Annotated in this window: 17 protein-coding genes; 12 read left to right on the top strand and 5 right to left on the bottom strand. The window is 71.2% G+C overall.

Annotated elements, in window-relative coordinates; genetic code table 11:
* Positions 1-87 precede the first annotated feature (87 nt).
* Entirely contained in the window at positions 88-699 is a 612-nt protein-coding gene (locus tag OHB41_RS29565; RefSeq protein ID WP_266701148.1) for a DUF6542 domain-containing protein, read from the top strand.
* 130 nt (positions 700-829) lie between these two features.
* Here OHB41_RS29565 and ppgK read toward each other — a convergent pair whose 3' ends face one another.
* Positions 830-1,579, bottom strand: a complete 750-nt coding sequence (gene ppgK, locus OHB41_RS29560) for a polyphosphate--glucose phosphotransferase (protein ID WP_266701147.1) — start codon at positions 1,577-1,579, stop codon at positions 830-832.
* A gap of 29 nt (positions 1,580-1,608) precedes the next feature.
* Positions 1,609-2,658 carry a 4-hydroxy-3-methylbut-2-enyl diphosphate reductase gene (locus OHB41_RS29555; protein WP_266701146.1) on the bottom strand — a complete coding sequence of 350 codons (1,050 nt, stop codon included), beginning with the start codon at positions 2,656-2,658 and terminating at the stop codon, positions 1,609-1,611.
* A 238-nt stretch (positions 2,659-2,896) separates the two neighbouring features.
* On the opposite strand from OHB41_RS29555, the gene xseA reads away from it, so the two are divergent.
* The 3 genes from xseA (at position 2,897) to OHB41_RS29540 (ending at position 5,531) form a co-directional block, all read left to right on the top strand.
* Positions 2,897-4,105 (top strand): exodeoxyribonuclease VII large subunit, encoded by a 1,209-nt coding sequence (gene xseA, locus OHB41_RS29550; protein ID WP_266701145.1) that lies wholly within the window; start codon positions 2,897-2,899, stop codon positions 4,103-4,105.
* A 9-nt stretch (positions 4,106-4,114) separates the two neighbouring features.
* Positions 4,115-4,348, top strand: a complete 234-nt coding sequence (locus OHB41_RS29545; RefSeq protein ID WP_266701144.1) for an exodeoxyribonuclease VII small subunit — start codon at positions 4,115-4,117, stop codon at positions 4,346-4,348.
* 592 nt (positions 4,349-4,940) lie between these two features.
* Entirely contained in the window at positions 4,941-5,531 is a 591-nt protein-coding gene (locus OHB41_RS29540) for a malonic semialdehyde reductase (protein ID WP_266701143.1), read from the top strand.
* 150 nt (positions 5,532-5,681) lie between these two features.
* On the opposite strand, the gene OHB41_RS29535 is transcribed toward OHB41_RS29540, so the two are convergent.
* Positions 5,682-6,200: a DUF4245 domain-containing protein gene (locus OHB41_RS29535; protein ID WP_266701142.1), complete on the bottom strand. Its 519-nt coding sequence runs from the start codon at positions 6,198-6,200 to the stop codon at positions 5,682-5,684.
* A 125-nt stretch (positions 6,201-6,325) separates the two neighbouring features.
* Here OHB41_RS29535 and glpX point away from each other — a divergent pair, with 125 nt between their 5' ends.
* A complete protein-coding gene (gene glpX / locus OHB41_RS29530; protein ID WP_153288832.1) occupies positions 6,326-7,357 on the top strand; it encodes a class II fructose-bisphosphatase in 1,032 nt (343 codons plus the stop codon).
* Positions 7,358-7,528: 171 nt separating this feature from the next.
* On the opposite strand, the gene OHB41_RS29525 is transcribed toward glpX, so the two are convergent.
* Together OHB41_RS29525 and OHB41_RS29520 are read right to left on the bottom strand one after the other, a co-directional pair.
* A complete protein-coding gene (locus tag OHB41_RS29525; RefSeq protein WP_148010269.1) occupies positions 7,529-7,900 on the bottom strand; it encodes a WhiB family transcriptional regulator in 372 nt (123 codons plus the stop codon).
* 200 nt (positions 7,901-8,100) lie between these two features.
* Positions 8,101-8,793 carry a DUF1707 SHOCT-like domain-containing protein gene (locus OHB41_RS29520; protein WP_266701141.1) on the bottom strand — a complete coding sequence of 231 codons (693 nt, stop codon included), beginning with the start codon at positions 8,791-8,793 and terminating at the stop codon, positions 8,101-8,103.
* A gap of 231 nt (positions 8,794-9,024) precedes the next feature.
* Between OHB41_RS29520 and OHB41_RS29515 the strand changes: the two genes are divergently transcribed.
* From OHB41_RS29515 to OHB41_RS29485, 7 genes are all read left to right on the top strand, one after another.
* The gene (locus OHB41_RS29515) at positions 9,025-10,692 is read left to right on the top strand and encodes a fumarate hydratase (RefSeq protein WP_266701140.1); all 1,668 of its coding nucleotides are present in this window, start codon (positions 9,025-9,027) and stop codon (positions 10,690-10,692) included.
* A gap of 297 nt (positions 10,693-10,989) precedes the next feature.
* The gene (locus OHB41_RS29510) at positions 10,990-11,487 is read left to right on the top strand and encodes an SH3 domain-containing protein (protein ID WP_266701139.1); all 498 of its coding nucleotides are present in this window, start codon (positions 10,990-10,992) and stop codon (positions 11,485-11,487) included.
* Positions 11,488-11,731: 244 nt separating this feature from the next.
* Positions 11,732-12,574: a helix-turn-helix domain-containing protein gene (locus OHB41_RS29505; RefSeq protein WP_266701138.1), complete on the top strand. Its 843-nt coding sequence runs from the start codon at positions 11,732-11,734 to the stop codon at positions 12,572-12,574.
* 189 nt (positions 12,575-12,763) lie between these two features.
* On the top strand, positions 12,764-14,167 hold the full coding sequence (locus tag OHB41_RS29500; protein WP_266701137.1) for a class II fumarate hydratase: 1,404 nt from the start codon (positions 12,764-12,766) through the stop codon (positions 14,165-14,167).
* A 115-nt stretch (positions 14,168-14,282) separates the two neighbouring features.
* The gene (gene fomD, locus OHB41_RS29495) at positions 14,283-14,975 is read left to right on the top strand and encodes a cytidylyl-2-hydroxypropylphosphonate hydrolase (protein WP_266701136.1); all 693 of its coding nucleotides are present in this window, start codon (positions 14,283-14,285) and stop codon (positions 14,973-14,975) included.
* 316 nt (positions 14,976-15,291) lie between these two features.
* Positions 15,292-17,442: a SpoIIE family protein phosphatase gene (locus tag OHB41_RS29490; RefSeq protein ID WP_266701135.1), complete on the top strand. Its 2,151-nt coding sequence runs from the start codon at positions 15,292-15,294 to the stop codon at positions 17,440-17,442.
* Between the two features lie 168 nt (positions 17,443-17,610).
* Positions 17,611-19,074 (top strand): catalase, encoded by a 1,464-nt coding sequence (locus OHB41_RS29485; RefSeq protein WP_266701134.1) that lies wholly within the window; start codon positions 17,611-17,613, stop codon positions 19,072-19,074.
* Positions 19,075-19,103: the final 29 nt, after the last annotated feature.

Here is a 19,103-nt window from a genome sequence, read left to right as displayed (position 1 = left end):
CGGCGACCTGTCGAACGCATGGCCAAGGTCCGCTCATCGGCGTGTCTGAGGAGCCATTCCGCACATAAACCGACCTAAGTTGGTCCAGTGGAGCAACACAGGACGCGCCCCCCTCAGTACCGGCAGCGACGCAACGCGCCTCTTCCCGCCCAGGCCGCGCGGCGCGCGTCCGTCGGCGTTCAGAAGGGCGGCCCGCCCGCACGCCGGCCCGCGCCGGTGCCCGCACGGGGCGGACCGCGGCTGCCGAACCCCAGGCTGACCGGGCTCGGCAGCGGACTGTTCTGCGGTGTGTCGATGTTCGTCCTGGCCTGCGTCGACCAGTTGCTGTTCGGGGCGTCGCCCGCCCTCTACGGCGTGCTGTTCCTGCCCGTCTGCGCGCTGACCGCGCTCTGGGTGCGGCGCGGAGACCTCGTCAGCGCGCCCGTGGTCGTGCCGATCGCGTTCACGTTCGGGCTGCTGCCCCTGGCCGGCGGGGGCGGTGGGCTCAGTGGCCGCCTGATGGGGCTCGTCACCGCGCTGGCCACCCAGGCGGGCTGGCTGTACGGGGGGACGCTGGTCGCGGGGGTCATCGCGACCGTGCGCAAGGCACGGCAGATGACCCGCCGGGCCGCGCAGCGACGGAGTCGGGCCGCCACGTCCGGCCGGGACGGCACCCCCGCCACCACCCCTCGGTCGAGGTCGGCCGGACAGCTCGGCTAGGAGCGGCAGGGCGGTGGGGCGGTAGGGGGCAGCGGGCTGTAGGGGCTCCGGGAGGCGGGTGGGGCGGACGACCCGCACCCCGCGCTCCCGCACCCCGCGCCCCCACAAGCCCGCACCCCGGATGCCGGGCCTACGACGCCTTCTTCGCCGCTCTCATCGCCGCGCCCACGATCCCCGCGTTGTTCTGCAGCTGTGCCGGGACGATCTCCGCCTTGATGCCCTCGATCAGCGGCAGGAACTTGTCCGCCTTGCGGCTGACGCCACCGCCGATGATGAACAGCTCGGGCGAGAAGAGCATCTCCACGTGGGCGAGGTACTTCGTGACCCGGCGTGCCCAGTGCTCCCAGGTCAGCTCGTGGTCCTCCTTGGCCTTCGTGGAGGCACGCTTCTCCGCCTCGTGGCCGCCGAGCTCCAGGTGGCCCAGCTCCGTGTTCGGGACCAGCTCGCCGCCGATGAAGAGCGCGCTGCCGATTCCCGTGCCGAAGGTGAGCAGAAGGACCGTGCCCCGGCGGTCGCGGCCGGCACCGAACTGCATCTCGGCGACGCCCGCCGCGTCCGCGTCGTTCAGCACCGTCACCGGGAGGCCGCCGAGCCGGTCGCCCAGCAGGGCGCGCGCGTCGGTGTCGATCCAGGCCTTGTCGACATTCGCGGCCGTACGAATGGTGGCGCCGTCGGCGACCACCCCGGGGAAGGTGATACCGACGGGCCCTGTCCAGCCGAAGTGCCCGACGACCTCCTTCACACCGTCCGCCACCGCGTCAGGCGTCGCCGGATGAGGAGTGAGCACTTTGTGGCGCTCCGCCGTCAATTCGCCGCGGTCCAGGTCCACAGGGGCGCCCTTGATCCCGGATCCGCCGATGTCCACACCGAAGATCTGCATGGCCCTACGTTACGTCGTACGACTGACAGTCACTTCTCGGAAATATCGGGAACCGCGGACACCGCGGAGGAACCGGACACCCCGTTCGTCCGCCGGTCCACCAGCGCCGCCGCCTCCGCGCGCAGGTCGCGGCGCAGCTCCTTGGGCAGCGAGAAGGTGATGGACTCCTCGGCCGCCTTGACGATCTCCACGTCCTCGAAGCCGCGGGTGGAGAGCCACTCCAGGACCTGCTCGACCAGGACCTCGGGGACGGAGGCGCCGGAGGTGACGCCGACGGTGGTCACTCCGTCCAGCCAGGCCTCGTCGATCTCACCGGCGAAGTCCACGAGGTGCGCGTCGCGCGCACCCGCGAGTTTGGCCACCTCGACGAGGCGTACGGAGTTGGAGGAGTTCTTCGAGCCGACCACGATGACGAGGTCCGCCTCCTCGCCCATCTGCTTCACGGCGAGCTGACGGTTCTGCGTGGCGTAGCAGATGTCGTCGCTGGGCGGGGAGATGAGCTGCGGGAACTTCTCCTTCAGGGCGTCGACCGTCTCCATCGTCTCGTCGACCGACAGCGTGGTCTGGGAGAGCCAGACGACCCTGGACGGGTCACGGACCTCGACCTTGGCGACGTCACCGGGGCCGTCCACGAGCGTGATGTGGTCGGGCGCCTCGCCGGAGGTGCCGATGACCTCCTCGTGGCCCTCGTGCCCGATCAGCAGGATGTCGAAGTCCTCGTTCGCGAAGCGGACCGCTTCCTTGTGGACCTTGGTGACCAGCGGGCAGGTCGCGTCGATGGTGGCGAGCCTGCCGGCCGCGGCCTCGTCGTGGACGACCGGGGCGACTCCGTGCGCCGAGAACATGACGATGGACCCCTCGGGGACCTCCGCCGTCCGCTCGACGAAAATCGCGCCCTTCTTCTCCAGGGTCTGCACGACGTACTTGTTGTGGACGATCTCGTGGCGGACATAGATCGGGGCCCCGTACTGCTCGAGGGCCTTCTCGACGGCGATCACGGCGCGGTCCACACCCGCGCAATAGCCACGGGGGGCGGCGAGCAGGACACGGCGGCCAGGCGAAGCAGTCATGCACCCCATCGTAAGGCCGCGCCCGACAGGTCGAAGATCGCCTCCTCGGCGAGCGTGACGGAGCAACGGGAAAGCGGGAAGGAGAGCCGGCCCGAGCAGGCGGGAAGCCGGTACGGGGAGTTGGAGGGACGGGCCGGAGAGCTCGGTCCCGGCCGCGGCCCCGAAACCCCACAGCGCCGGTCGGAAAGCCCGGGCCGCGCACCCGCGCCCGGCCGGGTTGTCCGACCCTGCCACTACGCTCGGGCGCATGGCTCTGAACACGTCCGCGGACGCTCCCCTGCCCGTCGGCGAGGTGTCGCGGCTCATCGGGGGATGGATCGACCGGCTCGGCGCGGTGTGGGTCGAGGGTCAGATCACACAGCTGTCGCGGCGCCCCGGCGCGGGTGTCGTCTTCCTGACGCTGCGCGACCCGTCGTACGACATCTCGGTGAGCGTCACCTGCTACCGGCAGGTGTTCGACGCCGTGTCGGACGTGGTGAGCGAGGGCGCCCGCGTCGTCGTCCTCGCGAAGCCCGAGTGGTACGCGCCGCGCGGGCAGTTGTCGCTGCGCGCCACCGAGATCAAGCCGGTGGGCGTCGGTGAACTGCTGGCCCGGCTGGAGCAGTTGAAGAAGTCCCTGGCGGCCGAGGGCCTGTTCGCCGCCGAGCGCAAGAAGGCGCTGCCCTTCCTGCCACAGCTCATCGGCCTGGTGTGCGGGCGGGCCTCCGCGGCCGAGCGGGACGTGCTGGAGAACGCGCGGCACCGCTGGCCCGCCGTCCGCTTCGAGGTGCGCAACGTCCCCGTCCAGGGGGTGCACGCGGTACCGCAGGTCGTGCAGGCCGTGAAGGAGCTCGACGCGCTCGACGGCGTGGACGTGATCGTCGTGGCGCGGGGCGGCGGCAGTGTGGAGGATCTGCTGCCCTTCTCGGACGAGCAGCTCGTCCGGGCGGTCGCGGCCTGTCGTACGCCGGTCGTCTCGGCGATCGGGCACGAGCCGGACAACCCGCTGCTGGACCTCGTCGCCGACCTCCGCGCGTCCACGCCGACCGACGCGGCCAAGAAGGTCGTGCCGGACGTCGGCGAGGAGTACGAGCGGGTGCGGTTCCTGCGCGACCGGGCGCGGCGCAGCGTCCGGTCCTTCGTCGAGCGCGAGGAGCGCGGGCTCGCGCAGGCGCTGGCCCGGCCCTCGATAGAGGATCCGCACCGAATGGTCGACGAGCGGGCGGCCCAGGTCGCGTCGCTCCTGGACCGCGGGCGGCGCACGGTCGGGCACCTCCTGGACCGCGCGGACTCGGAGCTGACGCACACCCACGCGCGCGTGGTGGCCCTCTCCCCCGCCGCGACCCTCCGGCGGGGGTACGCGGTGCTGCAGCAGGCCGACGGGCAGGTGGTCCGGGATCCGGACGAGGTGACGGCGGGCGAGGCGCTGCGGGCGCGGGTCGCCGAGGGTGAATTCTCCGTACGAGTGGATGCATAGGGTGGGCGTATGACCGGCAAGGTGGACGAGGCGCTCGGGTACGAGCAGGCACGGGACGAGCTGATCGAGGTCGTACGCCGCCTGGAGGCGGGCGGTACGACCCTGGAGGAGTCCCTCGCCCTGTGGGAGCGCGGCGAGGAACTCGCGAAGGTGTGCCGCCGCTGGCTGGAGGGCGCCCGGGCGCGGCTGGACGCGGCCCTGGCGGAGGAGGAGTCGGAGGACGGGGACGCGGGCGCCGAGTGACGCCGGGCCGCCACGCAGGACGCCCACGAGGGAAGGCCGGACCCGCCGTGCCCGGGACGGCAGGACCCACCGTGCCCAGCACTGGCCGCCGCGCGTGACGCGGGGCCCGTGGGCGCGACCGAGGCGCTGACGCGAGTGCTGCCGGGTTCTCGCGCGTGACGTCCGACACCTGGGAGCGGCACCGGGCCCGGCGTCCGGCTGCCGCCGCGCCGTAGCCGTCCCTCCGGCTGCCGCCGCCCCGTAGCCGTCCCTCCGGGTGCCGCCCCGCCAGGTGCCGACCCGCCGGCTGCCGCCCCGCCGCGGTCGCACCTCCGGGCGCCGCCCCAGTCACCCCTCCGGCGCCATGGCCCCCTCGCCGGCACCACGTCGCGCGCCGGGCGCCACACGCCGCGCAGGTCCGGTGATTCTCCCTGGTGAGAGCGCCGCGGCACCCTTTTCTCGCTCACCGCTGCGACCTTTCGCGGGGCTTCTCGATCTTGTGAAGCGGATCACCCGGCCACCTTTTTGGTTGAAGCTTAAATATTCTCGGGTACTGTCGTCATTGCCAGCTGATCCCCACGGATCCACCGCACGCTCCGAGAAGGTTTCCCCCATGTCTCTTGTCCTTGACCCCGCCGCCCAGGACCTGCTGTTCCGCGAGGCCCGCACCGCGAACACGTTCACCGACGAGCCGGTGACCGACGAGCAGGTCCAGGCGATCTACGACCTGGTCAAGTACGGCCCGACCGCCTTCAACCAGTCGCCGCTGCGCATCACCCTGGTCCGCTCCGCCGAGGCCCGCGAGCGCCTGGTGCAGCACATGGCCGAGGGCAACCAGCCGAAGACCGCCACCGCCCCCCTCGTCGCGATCCTCTCCGCGGACAACGAGTTCCACGAGGAGCTGCCGGCCCTCTTCCCGCACTTCCCGGCCGCCAAGGACGTCTTCTACGCCGAGCGTCCGGCCCGTGAGGGTGCCGCCGCCCTCAACGCCGCGCTTCAGGCCGCGTACTTCATCATCGGCGTCCGCGCCGCCGGTCTCGCCGCCGGCCCGATGACCGGCCTCGACTTCGCGGGCGTCCAGAAGGAGTTCCTGGACGACGACCACACCCCGCTGATGGTCGTCAACATCGGCAAGCCGGGCGAGGACGCCTGGTTCCCCCGCTCCCCGCGCCTGGGCTTCGACGACGTCGTCACGACCGTCTGATCGGTCGACCACTCCGTCGTGACCGTCCGCCTGGCGCGGACATACGAGAAGGGCCCCCGCCAATGGCGCCGGGGGCCCTTCTCGTATGTCCGCTCTCATGCGTCCGCGCTCTCGTGCGTCGGCGGAGACGCTCCCGTCATGACTGCGTCACTACGACATCTTCAGCGCCCCGGCCATCTTCGCGAGCTGTCCGAAGGACGCCGTCCCGGTCACCACCGTCGTCGATCCCCTGCCCTGCAGCACGAGGGCGTCGTACTTGTCGCCCTTGTACCGCTGCCACGTCCGGTCGCCGATCCGCTCGGTGACCTTCGTGGCCGCGGCGCCCTGGCTGGCCGCGTCGATGAAGACGGGCGCCCGCTGAGTGGACTGCTCGATCGCCACGTACTGACCTTCGGGGTCGTGGAAGCCCAGGTGCCAGGCGTCGAACTCGGCGCCGTCGTACCGCACCGACGTCGCCTTCCACGTGCCGGGCAGCCCCTCGGGGGCCGCCACCGGATACGACGCCGCGCGACGCGCCGTGAGCAGCTCGACACGGTAGTCGACGCGCTTGAGGGGAGGCTCGGAGTCGTCGTGCGGGATGAAGATGTAGATGACGCCCGCCATGATCCCGATCAGGCCCAGGGAGAGGAGCATGTCCCGGACCGTCTGCTTGCCTTTCGTACCTGCCACCCCCCTATCGTCGCAGGTGCCCTGGCCTGCTCATCCGTGGGGCCCCCTGCTCATTTTGTCGGTCTGGCGATAGAGTCGGGGCACACCCTCATCCGGCCGTCGTCGTATCAGAAAGGTGCGCTCCGATGACCGAGCATCATCTGCCGTCCGAACTCGAGGTGCCCTCCGAGGCCCCCGACCGAAATCTCGCCCTGGAACTCGTCCGGGTCACAGAGGCCGCCGCGATGGCCGCGGGCCGCTGGGTCGGCCGCGGCGACAAGATCGGCGCCGACGGCGCCGCCGTACGTGCCATGCGGACCCTCGTCTCGACCGTCTCGATGAACGGCGTCGTCGTCATCGGTGAAGGCGAGAAGGACGAGGCCCCGATGCTCTTCAACGGGGAGCGTGTCGGCGACGGCACCGGTCCCGAGTGCGACATCGCCGTCGACCCGATCGACGGAACCACGCTGACCGCCAAGGGCATGACCAACGCGATCGCCGTACTGGCCGCCGCGGACCGCGGAACCATGTTCGACCCGTCTGCGGTCTTCTACATGGACAAGCTGGTCACCGGCCCGGAGGCCGCCGACTTCGTCGACATCAACGCGCCCGTGTCGGTGAACATCCGCCGCGTCGCCAAGGCCAAGAAGTCCACCCCCGAGGACGTCACGGTCGTCATCCTCGACCGGCCGCGTCACGAGGGGATCATCAAGGAGATCCGCGAGACCGGCGCCCGGATCAAACTGATCTCCGACGGCGACGTCGCGGGCTCGATCCTCGCGCTGCGCGAGGGGACGGGCATCGACCTGCTGCTCGGCATCGGCGGTACGCCCGAGGGCATCATCTCGGCCTGCGCCGTGAAGTGCCTGGGCGGCACCATCCAGGGCAAGCTGTGGCCCAAGGACGACGAGGAGCGGCAGCGCGCGCTCGACGCGGGCCACGACCTCGACCGTGTGCTGTTCACCGACGACCTGGTCTCCGGCGAGAACGTGTTCTTCGTCGCGACCGGCATCACCGACGGCGAGCTGCTGCGCGGTGTGCGCTACCGCGCCGAGGTGGCGACGACCGAGTCGATCGTCATGCGCTCCAAGTCCGGCACGGTCCGGCAGATCACGTCCGAGCACCGGCTGAGCAAGCTGCGGGCGTACAGCGCGATCGACTTCGACCGCGCGAAGTAGTCCCGCGGCCCGCGGGACCGCCCCGCCCGGACGTGCCCGGGAATTACGGGACACGTCCGGGGCGGTGCCCACGCGGGAGGTCCGGAGCGGTACATGCGGAGACCGGAGCCGTACATACGGAAAAGGGGCGCCCCCTGTGCGGAGGGGACGCCCCTTTCCCGTGCGTGCCGGCTAGCCGGCCGCGGCTATCGGGCCGCGCGCGGCCTTCTTGAGCTCCAGGTCACGGCGGCGCCGCCGGGCCAGCACCACCCGGCGCTCGGCGGCGGTGAGGCCGCCCCACACTCCGTACGGCTCGGGTTGCAGCAGCGCGTGTTCACGGCACTCGACCATCACGGGACAGCGGGCGCAGACGCGCTTGGCCGCCTCCTCGCGGGACAGCCGGGACGCCGTGGGCTCCTTGGAAGGCGCGAAGAACAGGCCGGCCTCGTCCCGCCGGCACACCGCCTCCGTGTGCCATGGGGCTTCCTGATCCCTGTCCCGCACTGGCGCCCGCTGGGCCGGAACGGCAGCTACCTGCAGGGACTGATGCGGCGGTTGCAGCACGGTCTACTCCTGACGACGGCTTCGCGAGCGTGCCGGGCACCGCGGGAACTCCCGCAGCGCCCTCCAAGAGACGATGCAGCAAGGCCTACCCGCTGTGCGCGCGCCTATGCACTGAGTTCCAAGAGCGGAGCCCGTCGTTCACGACGGAGCGCACGCGGCACTGCGCCGGTGCGCCCCGGACGCCGTCGGATGCACGGGCGTCAACGATCCAGGTGCTTGCGCAGACTCCGGTCCACCCGGTCCATCGCACGGTCGAGGATGTCCGCGACCAGCTTGCCGCGCTTGGGCCGCGCCTCGACGTTGCCCAGGATCGCCAGGCCCTCGACGTAGATCACGGGCGCGTCGGGGTCGCCCGAATCCAGCGTGTCCGCCTCGAAGTTGCCGAGGACCCCGCCTCCGCTGCTGCGCAGCGACACGTTCTCCGGGACGCGGATCTCCACGTTGCCGAAGACCGAGATCACCCTGATCGCGACCTGCTGGTACTCGAAGATCGCCTCACTGAGGTCGATCTCGACGCTGCCGAAGACGGCGTACACATGAACACGACGGCCCGCCCGCCAGCGGCCCTTGCGCGTCGCGGTGCTGAACACCGCCACCACGTTCTCGTCGGCCTCCGCCGGGATGGCGCCCAGCCGGGGGCGGTTGGGCGCGCTCGCGTACGCGGGCACCGCGCGGCCCGCGTGGGCGGCCGGCAGGTCCCGGACGAACTGGTCGAGCTCACCGACCGTCTTGGTGGCCAGCACCCCTTCGACCCGCTCGGCGTGCTCGTCGGCCGTGAGGCGCCCCTCGGCGAGGGCCTCGCGCAGGATGTCGGCGATCCGGTCGCGGTCGGCGTCCGACGCGCGCAGTTCGGCGTCGGCGGCACGGGTTTCGGTGCGCTTCTGAAGGTCCACGGCAGCAGCGTACCCAAACGCGATAGATCGCGACTAGGGGTGTGGATAAAGATGTGGACAGCGAACTGAGCCCTACCTCACAGGCCCGCTGTCCGCACCAGGTCCTAGGCTGGTGGACGCCCGCCGACGGAGGCCGGCCTCCGCCGAGTGAGCGTGGTCGGGCTCCCGGCAAGGGTCTCGGCGCCCGGAGGCGAACCGAGCCCCAAGAAATCAAGTGAGGAATGGGCGAAGATGCCTGAGTTCGCGTACACCGATCTGCTCCCCCAGGGAGAGGACACCACCCCCTACAGGCTGGTGACCTCCGAGGGTGTCTCCACCTTCGAGGCCGACGGGCGGACGTTCCTCAAGGTCGAGCCGGAGGCGCTGCGCAAGCTCGCCGCGGAGGCCATCCACGACATCCAGCACTATCTGCGGCCCGCGCACCTGGCCCAGCTGCGCCGGATCATCGACGACCCCGAGGCGTCGGCCAACGACAAATTCGTCGCCCTGGACCTGCTGAAGAACGCGAACATCGCGGCCGCGGGCGTCCTGCCCATGTGCCAGGACACCGGCACGGCGATCGTCATGGGCAAGCGCGGCCAGAACGTCCTCACCGAGGGCGGCGACGAGTCGGCCCTGAGCCATGGCATCTACGACGCCTACAAGAACCTGAACCTGCGCTACTCGCAGATGGCTCCGCTCACCATGTGGGAGGAGAAGAACACGGGCTCGAACCTGCCGGCGCAGATCGAGCTGTACGCGACCGACGGCGGCGCCTACAAGTTCCTCTTCATGGCCAAGGGCGGCGGCTCCGCGAACAAGAGCTTCCTGTACCAGGAGACGAAGGCCGTCCTCAACGAGTCCTCCATGATGAAGTTCCTGGAGGAGAAGATCCGTTCGCTCGGCACGGCCGCCTGCCCGCCGTACCACCTGGCGATCGTCGTCGGCGGGACGAGCGCCGAGTACGCCCTGAAGACCGCGAAGTACGCCTCCGCGCACTACCTGGACGAGATCCCGGCCGAGGGCTCCGAGCTGGGCCACGGCTTCCGGGACAAGGACCTGGAGCAGAAGGTCTTCGAGCTGACCCAGCAGATCGGCATCGGAGCGCAGTTCGGCGGCAAGTACTTCTGCCACGACGTGCGCGTGGTCCGCCTCCCCCGGCACGGCGCGTCCTGCCCCGTGGCGATCGCGGTGTCGTGTTCCGCGGACCGCCAGGCCGTCGCGAAGATCACCGCCGAGGGCGTCTTCCTGGAGCAGCTGGAGACGGACCCGGCGCGCTTCCTGCCCGAGACGACCGACGAGCACCTCGACGAGTCGGGCGACGTCGTCCGGATCGACCTCAACCAGCCGATGGACGACATCCTCGCCGAGCTGACCAAGTACCCGGTGAAGACCCGCCTCTCGCTCTCCGGCCCGCTGGTCGTGGCCCGTGACATCGCGCACGCCAAGATCAAGGAGCGGCTCGACGCGGGCGAGGAGATGCCGCAGTACCTGAAGGACCACCCGGTGTACTACGCCGGTCCCGCGAAGACGCCCGAGGGCTACGCGTCCGGCTCCTTCGGTCCGACGACGGCCGGCCGCATGGACTCCTACGTGGAGCAGTTCCAGGCGGCGGGCGGCTCCAAGGTGATGCTCGCGAAGGGCAACCGTTCCGCGCAGGTCACCCAGGCGTGCGACGCGCACGGCGGCTTCTACCTCGGCTCGATCGGCGGCCCCGCCGCCCGTCTCGCCCAGGACTGCATCAAGAAGGTCGAGGTCGTCGAGTACGAGGAGCTCGGCATGGAGGCCGTCTGGAAGATCGAGGTCGAGGACTTCCCGGCGTTCGTCGTGGTCGACGACAAGGGCAACGACTTCTTCCAGAACCCGGCCCCCGAGCCGACGTTCACCCACATCCCGGTGCGGGGCCCCGGGCTGGCGTAGCACCTCCGGGGCGGTCAGAGCTCCTCAGGGGCGGTCGGGGTGGAAGTCGCCCCCGCCGCCCTTGGCCGCGCCGTCCCGGAAGCTCCGCTCCAACGGCCCGACCGGTGTCGTCCCACGCCGCCGGAACCGCCCGTGCGGTCGTCCCGGGACGGCCGCGCCACGTCGTCCGCCCACCGGCCCGATGTCCCACTTCGTCCCAGGAACAGCGGGACGGCATCTTTGCGCCCTTTGCCGTGAACACTCCGCAATGACCGGATCACAGCCTGTGATCCGCAGGTCATCTCGGAGGGAAATAGCATGATGAGTCGCCTGTTGCGCAACGGCATCGTGGCCGCGATCGCGGCTGTCGCCGTCTTCCCGGTGACGGCCGTCGCCTCCGCCGGCCCGGCCGCGCACATTCCCGGCCAGGGCTCCGTGCCCGCACCGGCCGCCACGTCGAGCTGGTACCAGGTGCCGTCGCAGGGCAGCGTCCGGCGCCATGTGCCGGCCCGCGCCCGGCACCACGTCACCACCCACCGGTACCGCGTCATCACCCGCCACCACGCCCGGCACCACGTCGTCCGTCACGTATGGGGCCGGGTGACGACCCACCACATGCGGCTGCTCGTCCGCTCCGGACCGGGCACGGCCTACCGGATCGTCGGCTCGCGTCCGCACGGACGAGTGGTGGTCGTCTCCTGCAAGAAGCGGGGCTCCGCCGTCCGGGGCAACCATCACTGGTACCGCCTGGCCCACCACCGCGGGTACGTGTCCGCGCACTACGTCCGCACCGGCGGCGCCGTCCGCTGGTGCTGACGGGCGCGCCGGCGCCCGGCTCCTGAGTTCCGACGCCTCCTGACGGGGTCGGGGTCCACCCCGTCAGGAGGTCCTACGAGTCGATCAGCCGACCACCCGACCACCCCACCGGTGCCGGAACCGCAGGTCAACTCCCTCTCATCATCCCGTTCGCATTCGGGCGATCCGGGTGTGCGCGGGCGCACGGAGAGGGAACGGATCAGGCGGCCACCCCGGACGGCGAGGGAGCGAGATGGAGAGCCACGTGACGGTCAAGAGACAGCCGCTGCCCGACTCGTTGGACCACGCGGAACGACTCGACGAGGAACATCTCCTGGTGGAGCGGCTGCGCGGCCTCAGGCAGCGGACGGGGCTGAGCCTGGCCGCGCTGGCCGCCGTCACCCCGTTCAGCAAGTCGACCTGGCACCGCTATCTGAACGGCGAGCAGTTCCCGCCGCGCTCGGCGGTCGAGTCCCTCGGCCGGCTCGCGCAGACCGATCCCGGTCCCCTTCTCTCCCTGTGGGACGCCGTGTCCAGGAGCCGGTGCGGGGCGGTCGGCCTGCCCGCGCAGGCCCTGCCCCCACGGGTCCCGTCCGCACAGGGCCCGGCCCCGGACGCGCCGGTTCGGGGCCGGCGCGTCCGGCCGCCGAACCGGGCCGTCATCGCCCTCGCGGCGGTGGCGGCCGCCACCATGGCCGTCACCGCGGGCGCCGCCGAGGTCCTCGACACCGACCTCGCCCCGGCGCCCGCGGCGTCCGCCTCCTCCTGCCGCGGCCATGGCTGCCAGGGACAGTTCCCGACCTCCGAGACCTGCGGCCGTGACGCGCGTACGGAGGCCGCGGTCGCGCGCGCGGGAGAGGTCGTAGTGCTGCGTTTCTCCGCGTCGTGCGCGACGGTCTGGTCCGAGGTCCGCACCCGGACCGGCGGCGCGCGGGAGATCTCGGTCCGGGCAGGGCGGGACGAACTGTCCGCGGCCTACCCGGGCGACCCGGCGGACGGCTACAGCAGTCCGATGCTGGCCGCGGCGAGCCCGCGCGGCGCGGAGGCCTGTGCCGAGGTGGCCGGGCGGTTCGCGTGCACCGCCCCCGTCGGCGGCGCACAGCACTGACTCCCGCCGCGAACGAGGGCACTACCGGGTACACAGGAACCCCGCACCGGGAACACCCGCAACGGGCACGCCCGGAGCACCGGCCGCGCGGGCCGTGCGGGGCACGCGGGGCACACGGGGGACACAGCCCCGGACATCCGGGAACACCGGGCACGTCCGCGATGCTGTCCCCACTGGAGGTGACCGGCAATGGCCGATGAACAGGCAGCAGCCCCGTACCGGATCGAGCACGACTCGATGGGTGAGGTCAGGGTGCCCGCGGACGCGAAGTGGCGGGCCCAGACCCAGCGGGCCGTGGAGAACTTCCCCATCTCGGGGCAGCGGCTCGAACGCGCGCACATCGAGGCACTCGCACGGATCAAGGGAGCGGCCGCCAAGGTCAACGCCCGGCTCGGGGTGCTCGACAAGGACGTGGCCGAGGCGGTCCAGGAGGCCGCGGCCGAGGTCGCCGAGGGGCGCTGGGACGCGCACTTCCCGGTGGACGTCTTCCAGACGGGCTCCGGCACGTCCTCGAACATGAACACCAACGAGGTCATCGCCACGCTCGCCACCGAGCGGCTCGGCCGCGACGTCCACCCCAACGACCACGTGAACGCCTCGCAGTCGTCGAACGACGTCTTCCCGTCCTCGATCCACATCGCCGCCACCGCCGCGGTGACCCGGGACCTCGTCCCCGCGCTCGACCATCTCGCCGCCGCCCTGGAGCGCAAGGCGCAGGAGTTCGCCGACGTAGTGAAGTCGGGGCGCACCCATCTCATGGACGCCACCCCCGTCACACTCGGACAGGAGTTCGGCGGCTACGCGGCCCAGGTGCGCTACGGGATCGAACGTCTGAACGCCTCGCTGCCCCGGCTGGCCGAACTGCCGCTGGGCGGGACGGCCGTGGGCACCGGGATCAACACGCCCCCCGGGTTCTCCGCCGCCGTGATCGCGGAGGTGGCACGGGACACCGGGCTGCCGCTCACCGAGGCCCGCGACCACTTCGAGGCACAGGGCGCGCGGGACGGGATCGTCGAGACGAGCGGCCAGCTGCGGACCATCGCGGTCGGGCTGACGAAGATCTCCAACGACCTGCGCTGGATGGCGTCCGGGCCACGGACCGGTCTGGCCGAGATCAGCCTCCCCGACCTGCAGCCGGGTTCCTCGATCATGCCGGGCAAGGTCAATCCCGTCATTCCCGAGGCCGTGCTGATGGTCGCGGCCCAGGTGATGGGCAACGACGCGACGGTCGCGGTCGCCGGGGCCGCCGGCAACTTCGAGCTCAACGTGATGCTCCCGGTCATCGCGAAGAACGTCCTGGAGTCCGTCCGGCTGCTCACGAACGTCTCCCGGCTGCTGGCCGACCGCACCGTCGACGGGATCGTCGCGCACCGCGAACGGGCCCGCGAGTACGCCGAGTCGTCACCGTCCGTCGTGACACCGCTCAACAAGTACATCGGGTACGAGGAGGCCGCCAAGGTGGCCAAGAAGGCACTGGCGGAGCGCAAGACCATCCGCCAGGTCGTCCTCGAGTCCGGGTACGTGGAGCGGGGCGACCTCACCCTGGAGCAGCTGGACGAGGCGCTGGATGTCCTGCGGATGACGCATCCGTGACACCGCGCCCGCACCGGCGAACGCCGGATGACACCTCCGTTACGTCATTCGCGCCATGGCGCGAACCGTGACACGCACCGCAGCGTCGTATGCCTGGGGCACCTAATATCTGTTCATGGCAGAGGGCGGAGCGGTGAGACGAGTGACAACGGGTGGGTCGACGGCGTACTGGGCCCCCGGGAGTCACATCCTGTGGCGGTACCGGGAGAACGCCGGCGAGCGCGTCCACATCTGCCGCCCCGTGACCGTCGTACAAGACGACGCGGAACTCCTCGCGGTGTGGATGGCGCCCGGCACGGAGTGCGTCAAGCCCGTGCTCGCCGACGGCACCCCGGTGCACGGAGAACCCCTGGAGTCGCGCTACACCAAGGCTCGTTCGGTGCTCCGGGACCGGTGGTTCGGCACCGGGGTGCTGAAGCTGGCGCGGCCCGGCGACCCCTGGTCGGTGTGGCTGTTCTGGGAACCGGGGTGGCGTTTCAAGAACTGGTACGTGAACCTGGAGGCACCGCTGACCCGTTGGGAGGGCGGCGTCGACTCCGAGGACCACTTCCTGGACATCTCCGTGCACCCGGACCGCAGTTGGTGCTGGCTCGACGAGGACGAGTTCGCACAGGCGCAGCGGGCCGGACTGATGGATACTCGACTGGCCGCGCAGGTGAGGGAGGCGGGTCTGCGCGCGGTGGAGGTGATCCGTGCCTGGGGCCCGCCGTTCGCGGACGGCTGGCAGCACTGGCGCCCGGATCCGTCGTGGCCGGTTCCCGCCCTGCCCGATGACTGGGACCGTACGCCCGCGCACGTGTCCTCATGAGACCCTTGATGCGCCCCCGTGGTACAACCGTAGGATCGTCCTCCGCAAGGGCGCACAGCAGCAACTACCGCAGTATGCGCTGGGCTTGACCATACGTCACCGAGGGGCGGCAGGACGTGAGCGAGGGGTACGAGAGCCACGGCGGTACGGTCGGCGGACGGCCCGACGGGTCGCGCGGACCCGCTGGGGCGACGGCGTTCCCGTCGGCACATGCCGGGCCCGGCTCGCACGACGCGCAGATTCCGTTCCTGGGGCACACATTCCGGGTATCGGGGCTGCGGGACGAACTGCACGCACGGCGCGCAGCCCCGGACGGATGGATTCGACACGCGTGACGGAGCACCCCACCTCACACGAGCGCCGCCAGAGCGGCGCCGGCCGGCCCTCCACCCCAGCGGACCCCCGCGGGGCGCTCCTGCACACCCCGGAGGCGCTGCGCGCGCCGGGTGCCTTACCCGCGCAGCCGGCCCGCACGGGTGACGCCTCGGCCGGATCGGGTGCGCCCTACGGCCAGCACGGGACGCCGGGCAACCAGACGTCCGCGAGCACCGACGTACCGTCGCCCTCCGGCACCGGTGCGCCGACACCGCCCGCATCCCCCGGCCCCGAGCACTCCCAGCCGTCGGCCGCGGAGCCCGATCCGCACCGCCCGCGCCCCGCGCCCGAGGGCATCCCGGCCCAGCCGGTCGACAAGGACCGCGCGCCCGGGAGCGGCGGCAAGGACCGGCGTACCGGGCAGGGCCTGCCGCACGCGGGCCCGATGCCGATGCGGCGCGACGGGGACCGGCTGCGCTTCGTGGGCGCGGCGACCCGGCGCATCGCCCGCGGCATCGATCTCGACGAGATCGTGATGGGTCTGTGCCGCGCCACCGTGCCGACCTTCTCGGACGCGATCCTCGTCTATCTGCGCGATCCGCTGCCGGTCGGCGACGAGCGGCCCACCGGGCCCCTGGTGCTGCGGCTGCGGCGTACCGACCGGATCCCTGAGGAGCGCGACACCGAGAACGGCTTCATGCCCGCGCTGCGGCCCGAGCCCAGCGAGCTGTCGGCGATGACGGCCGAGCTGTGCGAGGTGCGTCCCGGTGGCGCGCTGGCCGAGGTGCTGCGCGGGGTACGTCCCGTCTTCGCGGACGCGCCCGCCGCGCGGGCCGCGCTGCCCGAGCTGCTGGGCGACGAGCTGGCCGTGCCCAGCGGCCAGCGCGCGATCCTGGCTCCGCTGCGGGGGCGGCGCCGGGTGATCGGGGCCGCGCTCTTCGTGCGCCGTCCCGAGCGGATGGCCTTCGAGCCCGACGACCTGCTCGTCGCGGCCCAGCTCGCCACGCACAGCGCGCTCGGCATCGACAAGGCGGTGCTGTACGGCCGCGAGGCCTACATCGCCGACGAGCTGCAGCGCACGATGCTGCCCGAGACCCTGCCGCGGCCTACGGGCGTACGGCTCGCGTCCCGCTATCTGCCGGCCGCGGAGACCGCACGGGTCGGCGGCGACTGGTACGACGCGATCCCGCTGCCGGGCAGCCGTGTCGCCCTGGTCGTCGGGGACGTCATGGGCCACTCGATGACCTCGGCCGCGATCATGGGCCAGCTACGGACGACCGCGCAGACCCTCGCCGGGCTCGACCTGCCGCCGCAGGAGGTGCTGCACCACCTGGACGAACAGGCGCAGCGGCTGGGCACCGACCGCATGGCGACCTGTCTGTACGCCGTCTACGACCCGGTCTCGCACCGGATCACCATCGCCAACGCGGGCCATCCGCCACCGGTCCTGCTGCACCTGGGCGGCCGGGCCGAGGTGCTGCGGGTGCCGCCGGGTGCCCCCATCGGCGTAGGAGGGGTGGACTTCGAGGCCGTCGAGCTGGACGCGCCCGCCGGGGCCACTCTGCTGCTCTACACCGACGGTCTGGTCGAGTCCCGGCTCAGGGACGTCTGGACCGGGATAGAACAGCTGCGCGAGAAGCTCGCCGCCACCGCGCAGCTGACCGGACCCGACCATCCGCCGCCCCTCGAAGCCCTGTGCGACGAGGTGCTGGACATGCTCGGTCCGGGCGACCGGGACGACGACATCGCGCTGCTCGCCGCCCGCTTCGACGGGATCGCGCCGAGCGACGTGGCGTACTGGTACCTGGAGCCGGAGGACGCGGCCCCCGGACGGGCCCGGCGCCTCGCCCGCCGCGCGCTCTCCCGCTGGGGCATGGAGGACATGAGCGACTCCGTCGAGCTGCTGGTCAGCGAGGTCGTGACCAACGCCGTCCGCTACGCCTCGCGCCCCGTGACGCTGCGGCTGCTGCGGACGGATGTGCTGCGCTGCGAGGTCGGCGACGACGTGCCCCAGCTGCCGCGGCTGCGGCAGGCGCGCGCCACGGACGAGGGCGGTCGTGGCCTCTACCTGGTCAACAAACTGGCCAGACGGTGGGGTGCGACCAGGCTGAGCACGGGAAAGGTGGTCTGGTTCGAGTTGAACCGGGGCTGAGGGGGTACTCGCCGGTCCTCACCCCAGGGGCGGCCCGTTTCGGTACAGGCTCCGGAACCGGACCAGAGCTGGACCGTGTCCAGATGTTGCCGACATCCCGTCGGCGGAGTTGACTGCTGGGGTGGACGAAGCGACCTAAAGAGCCTCTTATTCGACGGGAGGACGCTCGTGACGCAGGCACCCCAGAAGGTTCCGTACACCACGAACAACGTCGGAATTCCGGTGGAGAGCGACGAACACTCGCTGACCGTCGGCCCCGACGGCCCGATTCTGCTCCAGGACCACTACCTCATCGAGAAGATGGCCCAGTTCAACCGGGAGCGGGTCCCCGAGCGTGTGGTGCACGCCAAGGGCAGCGGCGCGTACGGATTCTTCGAAGTCACCAATGATGTCAGCCAGTTCACCAAGGCTGACCTGTTCCAGCCGGGCAAACGTACCGAGATGCTGGCCCGGTTCTCCACTGTCGCCGGCGAACAGGGTTCGCCCGACACCTGGCGCGACCCCCGCGGTTTCGCGCTGAAGTTCTACACCGAGCACGGCAACTACGACATGGTGGGCAACAACACGCCGGTCTTCTTCGTCCGTGACACGATCAAGTTCCAGGACTTCATCCGCTCGCAGAAGCGCAGCCCTGTGACGGGACTGCGCGACAACGACATGCAGTGGGACTTCTGGACCCTCTCCCCCGAGTCCGCGCACCAGGTGACGTGGCTGATGGGCGACCGGGGTGTCCCGAAGACCTACCGCCACATGAACGGGTACAGCTCGCACACGTACATGTGGATCAACGGTGCCGGTGAGCGGTTCTGGGTCAAGTACCACTTCAAGACCGACCAGGGGATCGAGTTCCTCACCCAGGCCGAGGCCGACGAGCTGGCCGGGTCGGACGCGGACAAGCACCGCCGGGACCTGTTCGAGTCGATCCAGTCCGGGAACGCGCCGACCTGGAGCCTGAAGGTCCAGATCATGCCGTTCGAGGACGCGGCGGACTACCGCTTCAACCCCTTCGACCTGACCAAGGTCTGGCCGCACGCGGACTACCCGCTGATCGACGTCGGCCGGATGACTCTGGACAGGAATCCGGAGGACTACTTCATCCACATCGAGCAGGCCGCCTTCGAACCGTCCAACCTGGTGCCGGGCATCGGCCCCTCGCCGGACAAGATGCTGCTGGGCCGGCTGTTCTCGTACCCGGACACCCACCGGTACCGGATCGGCCCGAACTACACCCAGCTGCCGCCGAACCGGCCGCACTCCCCGGTGAACTCGTACGCCAAGGACGGGCCGATGCGCTACGAGCCGTCGAACGCGGCCCGGCCGTACGCCCCCAACTCCTACGGCGGGCCCGCGGCCGACTTCTCCCGCTTCGGCGACCCGGCGAGCTGGCAGACCGCCGGTGAGCTGGTGCGCGAGGCGTACAAGCCGCACCGCGAGGACGACGACTGGGGACAGGCGGGCACGATGGTCCGCCAGGTCCTCGACGCCGCGGCCCGCGACCGCCTCGTGTCGAACGTCAGCGGGCACCTGAAGGCCGGCGTGTCCCGCCCGGTCCTGGACCGCGCGGTCCAGTACTGGCGCAACGTCGACAAGGAGATCGGCGACCGGATCGCCAAGGAGGTCAACGGCGGCTGAACCGGCCGCCTCCGGCGACGGACGGCGGA

It is taken from the genome of Streptomyces sp. NBC_01571 (assembly GCF_026339875.1).
In the GTDB taxonomy this organism is placed as follows: Bacteria; Actinomycetota; Actinomycetes; order Streptomycetales; family Streptomycetaceae; genus Streptomyces.
This window is presented reverse-complemented; position numbering and strand designations above follow the sequence as displayed.